The 12,682-nt window shown below is 65.2% G+C and carries 15 protein-coding genes and 1 pseudogene; 8 read left to right on the forward strand and 8 right to left on the reverse strand.

The features are described from left to right. Positions 1–2: 2 nt before the first annotated feature. Both ABIA42_RS33225 and hslV read right to left on the reverse strand, forming a co-directional pair. A complete protein-coding gene (locus tag ABIA42_RS33225) occupies positions 3–626 on the reverse strand; it encodes a DUF2585 domain-containing protein (protein ID WP_271528823.1) in 624 nt (207 codons plus the stop codon). A 218-nt stretch (positions 627–844) separates the two neighbouring features. Then, entirely contained in the window at positions 845–1,405 is a 561-nt protein-coding gene (gene hslV / locus ABIA42_RS33230; RefSeq protein WP_061023647.1) for an ATP-dependent protease subunit HslV, read from the reverse strand. 198 nt (positions 1,406–1,603) lie between these two features. Between hslV and hisB the strand changes: the two genes are divergently transcribed. The 8 genes from hisB to ABIA42_RS33270 all read left to right on the forward strand — a co-directional run bounded on the left by hisB (position 1,604) and on the right by ABIA42_RS33270 (position 6,824). Beyond that, the gene (hisB, locus tag ABIA42_RS33235) at positions 1,604–2,197 is read left to right on the forward strand and encodes an imidazoleglycerol-phosphate dehydratase HisB (protein WP_271528821.1); all 594 of its coding nucleotides are present in this window, start codon (positions 1,604–1,606) and stop codon (positions 2,195–2,197) included. 66 nt (positions 2,198–2,263) lie between these two features. Further along, on the forward strand, positions 2,264–2,794 hold the full coding sequence (locus ABIA42_RS33240) for a DUF2628 domain-containing protein (RefSeq protein WP_370117230.1): 531 nt from the start codon (positions 2,264–2,266) through the stop codon (positions 2,792–2,794). Continuing rightward, complete coding sequence (gene hisH, locus ABIA42_RS33245; RefSeq protein ID WP_271528818.1) at positions 2,791–3,441, forward strand: imidazole glycerol phosphate synthase subunit HisH; 651 nt, start codon at positions 2,791–2,793, stop codon at positions 3,439–3,441. Before ABIA42_RS33240 ends, hisH begins: the two co-directional genes overlap by 4 nt. Continuing rightward, a complete protein-coding gene (gene hisA, locus ABIA42_RS33250) occupies positions 3,438–4,172 on the forward strand; it encodes a 1-(5-phosphoribosyl)-5-[(5-phosphoribosylamino)methylideneamino]imidazole-4-carboxamide isomerase (RefSeq protein WP_370123796.1) in 735 nt (244 codons plus the stop codon). The genes hisH and hisA overlap by 4 nt, the downstream gene beginning before the upstream one ends. 10 nt (positions 4,173–4,182) lie before the next feature. After that, positions 4,183–4,956, forward strand: a complete 774-nt coding sequence (hisF, locus tag ABIA42_RS33255; protein WP_131870592.1) for an imidazole glycerol phosphate synthase subunit HisF — start codon at positions 4,183–4,185, stop codon at positions 4,954–4,956. Positions 4,957–5,033: 77 nt separating this feature from the next. Next, a complete protein-coding gene (locus ABIA42_RS33260) occupies positions 5,034–5,360 on the forward strand; it encodes a phosphoribosyl-ATP diphosphatase (RefSeq protein ID WP_028180742.1) in 327 nt (108 codons plus the stop codon). A gap of 105 nt (positions 5,361–5,465) precedes the next feature. After that, complete coding sequence (gene coaA, locus ABIA42_RS33265; RefSeq protein WP_028180741.1) at positions 5,466–6,422, forward strand: type I pantothenate kinase; 957 nt, start codon at positions 5,466–5,468, stop codon at positions 6,420–6,422. Positions 6,423–6,527: 105 nt separating this feature from the next. Then, the gene (locus ABIA42_RS33270; RefSeq protein ID WP_271528816.1) at positions 6,528–6,824 is read left to right on the forward strand and encodes a hypothetical protein; all 297 of its coding nucleotides are present in this window, start codon (positions 6,528–6,530) and stop codon (positions 6,822–6,824) included. Between the two features lie 28 nt (positions 6,825–6,852). Here ABIA42_RS33270 and ABIA42_RS33275 read toward each other — a convergent pair whose 3' ends face one another. The 6 genes and pseudogenes from ABIA42_RS33275 to ABIA42_RS33300 form a co-directional block, all read right to left on the reverse strand. Then, positions 6,853–7,479: an AI-2E family transporter gene (locus ABIA42_RS33275; RefSeq protein WP_370157200.1), complete on the reverse strand. Its 627-nt coding sequence runs from the start codon at positions 7,477–7,479 to the stop codon at positions 6,853–6,855. After that, entirely contained in the window at positions 7,379–7,912 is a 534-nt protein-coding gene (locus ABIA42_RS33280; protein ID WP_370157190.1) for an AI-2E family transporter, read from the reverse strand. Before ABIA42_RS33280 ends, ABIA42_RS33275 begins: the two co-directional genes overlap by 101 nt. A gap of 200 nt (positions 7,913–8,112) precedes the next feature. Continuing rightward, positions 8,113–8,742: a histidine phosphatase family protein gene (locus tag ABIA42_RS33285; protein ID WP_370117221.1), complete on the reverse strand. Its 630-nt coding sequence runs from the start codon at positions 8,740–8,742 to the stop codon at positions 8,113–8,115. 58 nt (positions 8,743–8,800) lie between these two features. Continuing rightward, positions 8,801–11,068, reverse strand: coding sequence for an ATP-binding protein (locus ABIA42_RS33290; RefSeq protein WP_370123794.1), 2,268 nt, complete (start codon positions 11,066–11,068; stop codon positions 8,801–8,803). 125 nt (positions 11,069–11,193) lie between these two features. After that, positions 11,194–11,661 carry a hypothetical protein gene (locus ABIA42_RS33295; RefSeq protein ID WP_028180737.1) on the reverse strand — a complete coding sequence of 156 codons (468 nt, stop codon included), beginning with the start codon at positions 11,659–11,661 and terminating at the stop codon, positions 11,194–11,196. 109 nt (positions 11,662–11,770) lie between these two features. Continuing rightward, a pseudogene (locus ABIA42_RS33300) lies at positions 11,771–12,670 on the reverse strand (YifB family Mg chelatase-like AAA ATPase); the annotation flags it as partial. Between the last annotated feature and the right edge of the window lie 12 nt (positions 12,671–12,682).

Below are 12,682 nucleotides of genomic sequence, written 5' to 3' on the forward strand. Positions count from 1 at the left end.
GGTCAGATGATCGGCGGCCCCGATTGCCATTGTTTCACGGCCTCGATCGGATGGATCAGCATCAGGATGTTGAGCGTCAGATTGTCGCGAATGTGAAGCGCCAGCATGATCTCGAAGGCGATGCCGAGCAGGACGGTCGCTGTGACCGGCAGCACGCGTGCGGCCAGGAACCCCAGGATCATGGCCAGATTATCCGAGACCGAATTGACGATGCTGTCGCCGTAATAATCCAGCGAGATCGTGCCGGCGCGGTAGCGCTCGATGATGAACGGTGAGTTCTCGACGATCTCCCAGGCTCCCTCGATCAGCATGGCGATGATCAGCCGGGCCGGCCAGGACAAGGGCAGGAACGGCAGCCGTGCGAACAGCAACCAGGTCAAGCCGTAGAACAGGAAGCCGTGCAGCACGTGCGAAAAGCTGTACCAGTCGACGATCTGCTGGGAATTTTCCGAGCTGTTCACTACCCCATGCCAGAGCTTGATGGTGCCGCAGGTGCAGATCGGCACCCGCCCCATCGCGAGCAGGATCGAGGCCTGCAGCGCCAGCAGCAGCAGCGCGATGCCGATCCAATAGGCGGAGGGGATTGCCCTGCGGATATCTCGCGTATCTTCGTGGACAAGAGTCATGGGACGCGCATCATCGCAGTGAGAAGCGATGGTGCGCAACCAGAGCGATGTTGCGCTCCCTCTCCCGCTTGCGGGAGAGGGTTGGGGAGAGGGTGCTTCCGCAATGGGACAGCCCCCAAGAGGAAAGAGCCCTCACCCGGCGCTACGCGCCGACCTCTCCCGCTTGCGGGAGAGGTGACAGCCAGTCCGGAGCTCCGCTGTTCAGCCACAGGCAAGCCCTAGCCCGTCGCCAGGCTTTCGATCGTCACATTCCGGTTGGTGTAGACGCAGATGTCGGCGGCGATGTCGAGGGAGCGGCGGACGATGGTCTCGGCGTCCTTGTCGGTGTCGAGCAGGGCCCGTGCCGCCGCAAGGGCATAGTTGCCGCCGGAGCCGATCGCCATTACCCCGGCCTCGGGCTCGAGCACGTCGCCGGTGCCTGTCAGCACCAGGGAGACGTCCTTGTCGGCGACGATCATCATGGCCTCCAGCCGCCGCAAATAGCGGTCGGTGCGCCAGTCCTTGGCGAGTTCGACCGCGGCCCGGGTCAGCTGTCCCGGATATTGCTCGAGTTTGGCTTCCAACCGCTCGAAGAGCGTGAAGGCGTCGGCGGTCGCGCCGGCAAAGCCCCCGATCACGTCGCCCTTGCCGAGCTTGCGGACCTTCTTGGCATTGGACTTGATCACGGTCTGGCCGATCGAGACCTGGCCGTCGCCGCCGACCACCACCTTGCCGCCCTTGCGGACCGTCAAGATCGTGGTGCCGTGCCAGACCGGCGAGCTGTTCTGGGAAGCCTGCATGGATGATCCTCGTTGTCCGGCCTGATTTAGGCGGTCGGGGCAAAGGGCACAACCTGGGCACAACGGGCCGTTCCGGCCCTAGATTTCGCTCACCATAGGCGGAAGTGCCGGCCTGCCGAAGCGTTCCCGCAGTAGCGAAGCCGTCATTTGGCTGTTAAAAGACCGCCGTTTTCGGGCAAACCATAGCGAAAGCTTTCAATGCGCACCGCGACCATCAAGCGCAAGACCAAGGAAACCGATATCGAGGTCTCCGTGAACCTCGATGGCACCGGCGTGTCCAATATCGCGACCGGCATCGGCTTTTTCGACCATATGCTCGATCTCCTCGCCCGCCATTCCCGCATCGACCTTACGGTCAAGGCGGTGGGCGATCTGCACATTGATCATCACCATACCACCGAAGACACCGGCATCGCGCTCGGCCAGGCGGTCAGGCAGGCGCTCGGCAACATGGCGGGCATCACCCGCTATGCCGGCGTGCACATGCCCATGGACGAGACGCTCTCGCGCGTGGTCATCGACATCTCGGGCCGCCCGTTCCTGGTGTTCAAGGTCGATTTCCCCCGCGACAAGATCGGCGAGTTCGACACCGAGCTGGTGCGCGAGTGGTTCCAGGCCTTCGCCATCAACGCCGGCGTGACTCTCCACGTCGAGACACTATATGGCGATAACAGCCACCATATCGCCGAGTCCTGCTTCAAGGGTCTGGCGCGGGCGCTGCGGGCGGCCGTCGCGATCGATCCGAAGGCGGCGGGCGAAATCCCGTCCACCAAGGGCTCGCTCGGCGGCTGACATCTTCGTCTCGGTGGCAAAACGCTGCCGAGCGGCATCACTGGATTCAGAGAACGGGGCATCGTCATGCCTGTCTACACAGTTCACGCTCCCTTCCCTGGCGGAGCCGATCTGCGCGCGACCGACAAGTTCGTCTTCGTGCGCGACGGCTTCCATTTCTGGGCGATGGTCTTCGGTCCGTTCTGGCTGCTGTGGAATCGTCTGTGGCTGGCGTTGATTGGCTGGGTGCTTTTCACGGCCGCGTTCAGCGCAGGGCTGAACAGCCTCGGTGTCGGCCGCAGCTCGATCGTCTTTGCCAATCTCGTCGTCGCGCTGCTGATGGGGTTCGAAGCCTCGAGCCTGCGGCGCTGGACGCTGTCGCGCGGCAAATGGCGGCAGCTCGACGTGGTGGTCGCCGACAACGGCGACACCGCCGAGCGCCGCTTCTTCGAGCGCTGGAGCCAGAAGCAGCACGGCATCGTCAACGATCAATGGGCCATCGATCGCGGCGGTCCGCCGCCCACCCGCAACACGCAGGGTCAGGCGTTTTCGAACCCGCCGCCAATTCCGGCCGGCGGCATCATTGGATTGTTTCCAGAACCGGGAGGGTCAAGATGAGCGTCGCCATCATCGATTACGGTTCCGGCAATCTGCATTCCGCCGCCAAGGCGTTCGAGCGCGCCGCGCGCAGCCTGGAGAGCCCGCAAAAGGTCTTCGTCACCAGCGATCCGGACCAGGCTTACAGCGCCGATCGTCTGGTGCTGCCGGGCGTCGGCGCCTTCGCCGATTGCAGGCGCGGCCTTGATGCCGTCAACGGCATGGTCGAGGCGATCACCGAGGCGGTGCGGGTCAAGGCGCGGCCCTTTTTCGGCATCTGCGTCGGCATGCAGCTGATGGCGAGCCGCGGCAAGGAACATGTCATCACCGAAGGCCTGAACTGGATCGGCGGTGACGTCGAGAAGATCACGCCACGCGATGAAAGCCTGAAGATCCCGCACATGGGCTGGAATACGCTCGACGTGCTGCAAGAACATCCGGTGCTGAACAAGCTGCCGCTCGGCCCCAAGGGCCAGCACGCTTATTTCGTGCACTCTTACCACCTCAATGCCACCAGCGAGGCGGACGTGCTCGCGCGCGCCGATTACGGCGGCCCCGTCACCGCGATCGTGGCGAAGGACACCGCCATCGGAACGCAATTCCACCCCGAGAAGAGCCAGCGTTTTGGGCTGGCCCTGATCTCGAACTTTTTGCGATGGAAGCCGTGATTCTCTTCCCCGCGATCGACCTCAAGAACGGCCAGTGCGTGCGCCTCGAGCAAGGCGACATGGCGCGCGCGACCGTGTTCAACCTCAATCCGGCCGCGCAGGCGCAGAGCTTTGCCGAGCAGGGCTTCGAATATCTCCACGTCGTCGACCTCGACGGCGCCTTCGCCGGCAAGCCTGTCAACGCGCAGGCCGTCGAGGCGATGCTGAAGACCATCAAGATCCCGGTGCAGCTCGGCGGCGGCATTCGCGATCTCGCCACGGTCGAAGCCTGGCTCGACAAGGGCATCACCCGCGTCATCATCGGCACCGCCGCGGTGCGCGACCCCGAGCTGGTGAAGTCGGCCGCGAAGAAGTTTCCCGGCCGCGTCGCGGTTGGGCTCGACGCCCGTGACGGCAAGGTCGCGGTCGAAGGCTGGGCCGAGACCTCGCAGGTCACGGTGCTCGAGATCGCAAAGCGCTTCGAGGATGCTGGCGTCGCCGCCATCATCTTCACTGACATCGCGCGCGACGGCCTGCTCAAGGGCCTGAACCTCGATGCGACCATTGCGCTCGCCGAGGCCATTTCCATCCCCGTGATCGCTTCCGGCGGCCTCGCCTCGATCGAGGACGTCAAGGCGATGTTGGCGCCGCGGGCGAAAAAGCTCGCCGGCGCGATCGCCGGCCGTGCGCTGTACGACGGCCGGCTCGATCCCGCCGCCGGCCTCACCTTGATCCGCAACGCGCGCGCGTAGGAGCTGGCCCATGTTCAAAGTGCGCGTGATCCCCTGCCTCGACGTCAAGGACGGCCGAGTCGTCAAGGGCGTCAACTTCGTCGATCTGCGCGATGCCGGCGATCCCGTCGAGGCCGCGATCGCCTATGACGCCGCCGGCGCCGACGAGCTCACCTTCCTCGACATCACCGCGACCCATGAGAACCGCGGCATCATGCTGGATGTGGTCCGGCGGACGGCGGAAGCCTGCTTCATGCCTGTCACCGTCGGCGGCGGCGTGCGTGAGGTCAACGACATCAAGACGCTGCTGCGCGCCGGTGCCGACAAGGTCTCGATCAACAGCGCCGCGGTGGCGCGGCGCGAGTTCGTCAAGGAAGCTGCCGAAAAATTCGGCGAGCAGTGCGTGGTGGTCGCGATCGACGCCAAGCGCGTCAAGCGCCCGGGCGGCGACCGCTGGGAGATCTTCACCCATGGCGGACGCAACTCCACCGGCATCGATGCCATCGAATATGCCCAGGAAGTGGTCGCACTCGGTGCCGGTGAAATCCTGCTCACCTCGATGGATCGCGACGGCACCAGGCAGGGCTTCGACATTCCGCTGACCCGTGCGATCGCCGACAGTATTCCCGTTCCCGTGATCGCCTCGGGAGGCGTCGGCAATCTCGACCATCTCGTCGACGGCATCCGCGACGGGCACGCCACGGCCGTGCTGGCCGCCTCGATCTTCCATTTCGGGGAATTCACCATCCGCGAAGCCAAGGAGCACATGGCGCGGCGCGGGCTGCCGATGCGCCTCGATGCCTGACGACTCCGGTTCATAACAATGCTAGATTGGCGGACGGGATGGCCGTCCATGGTCCTGTGCGTTTCCGAGTGAGTCCGATGCCGCGTTTCACGATCCACGACCTGGCCGAGACCATCGACGCCCGCGCGGCCTCCGGTGGCGAAGCCTCCTATACCCGCAAGCTCCTCGACAAGGGCGCCGAGCATTGCGCCAAGAAGTTCGGCGAGGAAGCAGTCGAAACCGTAATCGCTGCAGTCGAAAACGATCGCGCACATCTGATCGCTGAAAGCGCCGACCTGCTCTATCATTTCCTTGTGCTGCTCAAGGTACGCGGCGTAAAGCTGGAAGAGGTCGAAGCCGCGCTGGACAAGCGGACGAACATGTCAGGGCTGGAAGAGAAGGCGTCGCGCAAGAGCGGCAGCTAGAGGGTTTATGTGAGCATGATCTTTTCGGAAAACCGCTTCACATTTTTCGCTAACGCGGCCCTTCGGGTCCGGATCATGTTCTGGTGGTAACGGAAAGGCGGCGTTATGGATATCCGCGCACCCGAGCAGCAGTATAATCCGTATCGCGTCTATACGCGCGAGCAGTGGGCGCGCCTCCGCGACGATACGCCGATGACGCTGGAGCCGGGTGAATTCGACCGGCTGCGCTCGCTGCACGACCGCCTCGATCTCCAGGAAGTCGAGGACATTTATCTTCCGCTGTCGCGCCTTTTGTCGATCTATGTCGACGCCATGCAGCGCCTGTATTACGCAGAGCGCCAGTTCCTCAACATCCGCGATCGCAAGGTCCCCTACATCATCGGCGTCGCCGGCTCGGTTGCAGTCGGGAAGTCCACCACGGCACGCGTTCTTCAGGCACTGCTGGCGCGCTGGTCGCCGCGGCCGAAGGTCGAGCTGATCACCACTGACGGATTTCTCTATCCCAACGCGGTGCTCGAGCGGCACGGCATGATGCAGAAGAAGGGTTTTCCGGAGAGCTACGATCTGCCGCTGCTGCTCAGCTTCCTCTCCGACATCAAGGCCGGCCGCCGCCACGTGCGTGCGCCGGTCTATTCGCATCTGACCTACGACATCGTGCCGAACCAGTGGGCCGAGATCGACCAGCCCGACATCCTGATCGTCGAGGGCGTCAATGTTCTGCAAACCGGCAAGCTGCCGCGTGACGGCAAGGCGGTGCCTGTCGTCTCCGACTTCTTCGATTTCTCGGTCTATATCGATGCCGACGAAGCGGCGCTGCGGCAGTGGTATATCAAGCGCTTCCTGGCGCTGCGCGACACCGCATTCACCAACCCGAAATCCTACTTCAACCGCTACGCGCTGCTGTCGGACGAGGAAGCCACGGCCACCGCGATCGCGATCTGGGAACGCACCAACCTCGCCAATCTCGAGGACAACATCCTGCCGACCCGCCCCCGGGCGACGCTGATCCTGAAGAAGGGCGCCGACCATACGGTGGAGAGCGTGGCGCTCAGGCGGCTATGATGGCGCCCTGAACGAGGCGCTGGCTGGTTCGCGCAATAAGTATCTTTTGTTGCAGACCAACAATGGGTATTCCGCTATTCCTTTGGAAACGGCGGGAAAGGCACCATGGTCGATCGTCTCAGAAGCGCTGCGGAGCAACTCGAAGCGCCGATCTGTCCCGATTGCCATGTCGAGATGAAGTGGTTCCGCTCAGAGCTGCTCGCGGACGAGCCGACCCCGATCATCGCGCATCTCTTCGTGTGCCCGCATTGCAAGCGTGCGGCCAAGGTAGACACCATCTTCCGGGGAGGCCAGGCGCCGCCTGAAAGCTGTCTGCGCCGCGCTTTGTCGCCTGTGCCGCGTAATCAGACTCTTCCGGGCCGGCCAGATTCGAATTCCGGCTGGCGCTCGCGCCGCTTGTGACTCACCCGTCCGGGTGCCGGAATGACGGTCATTTCCGGGCTTCCCGTTGCGCTTTCGAGCCGATGTAAATCTGCCACGCCGTCAGAAACATCGCGGCGACGAGTGGGCCGATGACGAAGCCGTTCGCTCCAAAGGCCGCAAGGCCGCCCAGGGTGGCGATCAGCACAACATAGCTCGGCATTTGGATAGACTGGCCGACCAGGATCGGGCGGAGAAAGTTGTCCGCAAGGCCGATCACGAATGTCCCGAAGGCGAGCAGGATGATGCCCTTCGTGACTGAGCCTGCGACAAGCAAATAGAGTGCGATCGGAACCCAGACCAGCGCGGAGCCGAGCACGGGCAGGAGTGAAAGCAGCGCCATGAGGGCGCCCGCCAGCAGGGGCGCAGTCAAGCCGAGCAGCCAGAAAATCAGCCCGCCAAGCGCCCCCTGAATCAGGGCGACGAGCACGATCCCCTTGATCGTCCCGCGAACGGCGAGCGTGAACGCATTCAAAATCTCGGCGGTATAGCTCGGGTGCAGCGGGAGCGCGTCACGGATGCGTGCGTTGAGCTCGTCACCGTCGCGCAGCAGGAAAAACAGCAGGTAGAGCATCACGAGCAAGCTCGCGACGAACTCCAGCGTCAACTGACCGATGTTGAGCGCATGTCCGGCGATCTGTTGTCCGGCCGGAACGACCAGTCCCGACAGGCGCTCCTTCAGGGCCGAAAGATCGATACTGGCCAGGCGATCCGAAATGGAAACCAGCCCAGTCGGGCAGCGCGGACCTCAGCTGCTGCAGGGGATGCGCGAAACTGATCTCTCCGTTCTGGACGCGCTGATAAAGCTCGCCACCCTGATCTATGAGCGAAGCGATGACGATCGCCACGGGGATCAGGACCATGACGATCACGACGACGACAGTGAACAATGCGGCAACGTTGTCCCTTCCCGGGAGGGTTTCCAGGGCGCGCCGATAGAGGGGTGCGAAGATGATGGCCAGCAGGATGGCCCACAATAATGCGCCGAAGAATGGCCAAAGCACCCACGCGAACGCAATGGAGATCGCGGCGAGCAAGATGAGGAATGAGCGGTCTTCTGATGTTCTCACGTATTTGCCAGCCTTTCAGTCGCTCGTCATAAGACGTCCGTATCACAACATCGTGGCGGAGCGGCAAGTTGTGCCGAGCCAATCGCTGCGCCACGTCGCGGCAGCGCTCTGACAGTTCGCCGGAACGTCGTTACGCGATCAGAGCTGAGAAAGACTGGACTTTCCCTCGCGCCGGCAGTCCCGGCCGGAGGCCAGGGCCCTCACCTGCCAGCTTTCGCGTTCCAGTCCGCAAGTTTGATGCGCCCCGCGAAGGTGGCGGGGCCGGAGCTGTTGGCCTTGTAGACGAAGGCCTCGCCTTCCTGCACGTCGCCGGCCTCCTTGCCGAAGGCATCGGCGATATTCGTCTTGTGGGTGACCAGAAACGTGTTGGTGCCCGCCTTCGGCGGCGCATCGACGAGCTGACGCACAGCCTGCCCGGCCTTTACATTGGCACCGGTCGGGTTTGCCATTCCCGACGCGCTGGCGTTGCTGCTGTCCGTGAGCGCATCGACCGGCTTGACCTCGCGGCCGGAGATCAGCTTGCCGGCCTCGACCGCGCGGTTCAGCCTGCTGGTGTAGACGTTGCCGATCGGGATCGCCTGCTCCCTGATCGCTGCCCCGATCTGGCGCGCCATGTCCCTGCCCTTGTCGCTGAGCTGACGCTGGGCGCTCATGTCGTCGAACTTGAACGGGTAGACGTCCTTCTGGCTGTCGTCGGTCGCGGTGTGCCGGAAGATCAGGACGTAACCGCCTTGCTTGAGCGAGGAGATGAGGTCCGGCGTATCGGCTGCGGCGTGCCGGGAGATTCCAGCGAGGAGAGCAATAAGCGCGAGGCGGCAAAGCACGTTCATGCGCAAAATCCTCTTTTGCAAATGCCCCCGAGGATGGTGACGCGCAACGCGCTCGATTTCAATTAGCGATTGCCGGAGGGGATCGGGTTCCCGTGAGATCCGGGACTGCCGGATGCCGCGATGCGGCCAGCCCGGCCAGCGCCTCGTCCAGCTTCTCCCGGTCGAGCGGCTTGACCAGAAATCCGTTCATGCCCGCCTCGAAGCAGGCATGGCGATCCTCCGCCAGCGTGTTGGCGGTGAGCGCCAGGATCGGCGTGTGCCGACCGCCCGTGGCGGCCTCTTGCGCGCGGATGCGCTTTGTCGCCTCGATGCCGTCGAGCTGCGGCATCTGGATGTCCATCAGCACGAGATCGTAGGGCGTTCCGGCGGATGAGGCGGCGAGCCAGGATTCCAGCGCGGCCTCGCCATGGACGGCGATGACGACGCGGTGGCCGAGCTTGGTCAGCAGCGAGCGCATCAACAATGCGTTGATCTCGTTGTCCTCGGCGACGAGGATCGACAGGCCCTTCGCCGGCGCTGGGCTGGTGGATGCCGCCGGCGGCTCCGGCGCGAGATCGGGCGAGGCGACCTCCGGCGTCAGGGCGAGGCGCGCGGCGAGCGAGGCCGCCCGCAGCGGCTTCATCAGAAAGCCGGTGAAGGCCGGCGACACCTTCTCGTGGCGCGAGCTCGACGTCAGCAGCACGAGCCGCTGCAAGGCATGTGCGCGGGCCGCGTCACCCAGGTGGTCGGCAATGGCAGGGCCGATCGCACGATCGATCAGCACCGCGTGCCACGAGCGCTCCGGCAACAGTGCTTCGGCGACCGCCGCATCCGCAATGAGGCAGATCTGGCCGCCCCAGCGCGCGAGACGCCGCGCGATCAACGAGGCCTCGATGCCGTCGGCGACGAGGAGCATCGACTTGCCGGTGAGATCGGGGCTCGGAAATGCCGTCTGCCCGGCGCCGGCCTGCGACGGCGGCAGCGGCACCGCGACCTCGAAGGTCGAGCCCCTGCCCGGCTCGCTCGTGAGCGTGATCCGGCCGCCCATGCGCTTGACGATGCGTTCGCTGATGGCAAGGCCGAGCCCGGTGCCGCCATAGGTGCGGGCAACGCGCTCGTCGGCCTGCTCGAACTCGCGGAAGATGCGCTGCTGGGCTTCGGCGGCGATGCCGACGCCGGTATCGCGGACCAGGAAGCTGATCTCGTTTGGCCAGATGCCGGGCTCGACGATCAGCGCGACGCCGCCGCCCGCGGTGAACTTGATGGCGTTGCCGGCGAGGTTGAGCAGCACCTGGCGCAGCCGCGCGGCGTCGCCGACCACCTCGAGCGGCAGGCGCTCGTCGACATAGGCGGCGATCTCGAGCGTCTTCGCCTGCGCGCGCGGCGCGAGCAGCTCGGTGATCTCCTCGACCAGGGTCGAAAGCGCGAAGGGACGTTGATCGAGGTCGAGCTTGCCGGCCTCGATCTTGGAATAGTCCAGCAATTCCTCGATCAGCGCCATCAAGGCTTCGCCCGAGGTTTTCACCGCCCTGGCATAGGTCGCCTGCTCCGGCGTCAGCGTGGTGTCGAGCAGGAGGCCGCCCATGCCGATGATGCCGTTGAGCGGCGTGCGGATCTCGTGCGAGGCCATCGCGAGGAAGCGCGATTTGGCGCGGTTGGCGGCATCGGCCTGGTCGCGCGCGTCGGACAATGCGCGTTCGGTCTCGGTGCGGTCGGTGACGTCGCGTCCCACGCTCTGCAGTTCGGCGGGCTGTCCGGCATCGAGCCGGACATAGCCCTCGCGCCAGGCGATCCAGCGCGTGCCGAGCGGGGTTGCGATCTTCTGGTCGTGGATGCGCGTGCCGTTGCTCTCGCGGGCGCTGTCGCCCTGCTCCAGCACGTCGAAATCGAAACGCGTGCCGACAAGTGCGCTGCGCGCCTGTCCTGCGAGCGCGCAATAGGCCTCGTTGGCAAAGGTGATGCGGCCCTCCGTGTCGCGCAGCACGATGAGGTCGCCCTGCTGTTCGAACAGGCTGCGGGCGCGTTCTTCCGCTTCCTTCAGCTCCCAATTGCGGTCGATCAACGCCTCGTTGTGAGCGGCGAGCGTGCGTAGGCGCTTGCCCACGAGGCGCAGGCGCATGCTCAGCGTCGCAAGGCCGAGGCAGGCGAGCGCGAACAGGAAGCTCGCACCGATCGCAAAGGCGTGGGGATCGTAGCCGGAATTCTCCGAGCGGCTGCCGGACACGAAACCATAGGCGCCGCCGAAGGTCGCCGAGAAGATCATGAAGGAGCGGATCGCGAAGGCAATGCGGGGGTGCTGCCGCTTGAAGCGGCGCATGCGCACCTTGATCCGGAACGTCCGACCCATCGCCACCGACCCGACTCTCTTGCTCGAAACCTGTGTTCGCCGGCTGCCACGATGTCGCGCCGACCTTGCGAACAGTTTGCGGCCTGGGCCCCGCCTTCCGACAGGGTTGACGGGATGTTAACGGCTCAGAGCGAGGCGGCCTGGAGCTGGCGGTGGCCGCCGCGGGCGCCGACGATCAGCGCGGCAGCCTCGCGCTGCGAGAACGTCTTCGAGCGCACATAGATGCGGTAATCCGCCGGTCCTTCGCTGGAGAGATAGACCACCGGCCCGCCGTCGACGGGCTGTGCGGCAATCGAGATCAGCCGTGTCGAGGGGGTGAGCTCGCAGGAGTCCGGCTCGGAGCCGAGACCGTCGTCCACCACCGTGAAGTCCGCGGCGTCCGCGTCATCGGTGATCTGGACCCGCACCGTGGCCTGCGCGGGATCGTCGGTGAAGGCGACATGCACGTTGGCGGTCCAGAACAGGGATGTGAGCTCGACCGTCGTGTCGCTGAGCGCGATGCAGGGGTGCGAGACCGATCCGATCTCGGCACGGGCGAACACCGCAGCCGCCAGCAGGGGAACAACCGAGGCCAGGATCTTGAAACGCAACATGACACTCTACTCGCCGGGCCCTTCTGGAACTCACAACCGAAACTCGCGGGCCGTATGGTTTGCAGAGCGTAAAGGAAACTCGTTACCGCCGGGTTGATGCGCGACGCGATCACGCCATCTGCCGCACATCCTCCGCGAGTGCGCGGTAGGACAGCGCTTCGGCGAGGTGCAGCCGGCCGATCTTGTCCGCGTTGTCGAGGTCGGCCAGCGTGCGCGCCACCCGCAGCACGCGGTGATAGCCGCGCGCCGACAGCCGCATGGTCTCGGCGGCATCCCGCAACAGCTTGGCGCCTTGCGCATCCGGTTTTGCGATCTCCTCCAGCACCGAGGCGGGCGCCTCGGCATTGGTGCGGACCTTTGGCAGGCCAGCATCCGCATAGCGCGCGAACTGGATGTCGCGCGCCGCCGCCACGCGTGCGGCGACCTCGGCCGATCCCTCCGCCGGCGGGGGCAGGATCAGGTCCGCCGCGGTCACGGCCGGCACCTCGATGCGCAGATCGATGCGGTCCATGAGGGGACCCGAGATGCGCGCCTGGTAGTCGCCGGTGCAGCGGTCGATGCGGCCGCGCTTGCAGGCATAGCCAGGCTCGAACGCATTGCCGCAGCGGCAGGGATTCATCGCCGCGACCAGCATGAAGCGGGCAGGGTAGGTGACGCGGTGATTGGCGCGCGACACCGCGACCTCGCCGTTCTCCAGCGGCTGGCGCAGCGAATCCAGCACGCGCGGATCGAACTCCGGCAGCTCGTCGAGGAACAGCACGCCCTGATGCGCCAGCGAGATCTCGCCGGGCTTGGCGCGCACGCCGCCGCCGGTGAGCGCGGCCATGCTGGCGGAATGATGCGGCGCGCGGAACGGTCGCCGCGCCGTCAGCGCGCCGCCCTCGATCTCGCCGGCCACCGACGCGATCATCGAGACCTCGAGCAGCTCGCCCGGCGACAGTGGCGGCAGGATCGAGGGCAGGCGCGCCGCCAGCATCGATTTGCCGGCGCCGGGCGCGCCGATCATGAGCCTCAAGGGCTA

It is taken from the genome of Bradyrhizobium sp. USDA 327 (genome assembly GCF_041262065.1).
GTDB classification, from domain to species: domain Bacteria; phylum Pseudomonadota; class Alphaproteobacteria; order Rhizobiales; family Xanthobacteraceae; genus Bradyrhizobium; species Bradyrhizobium liaoningense.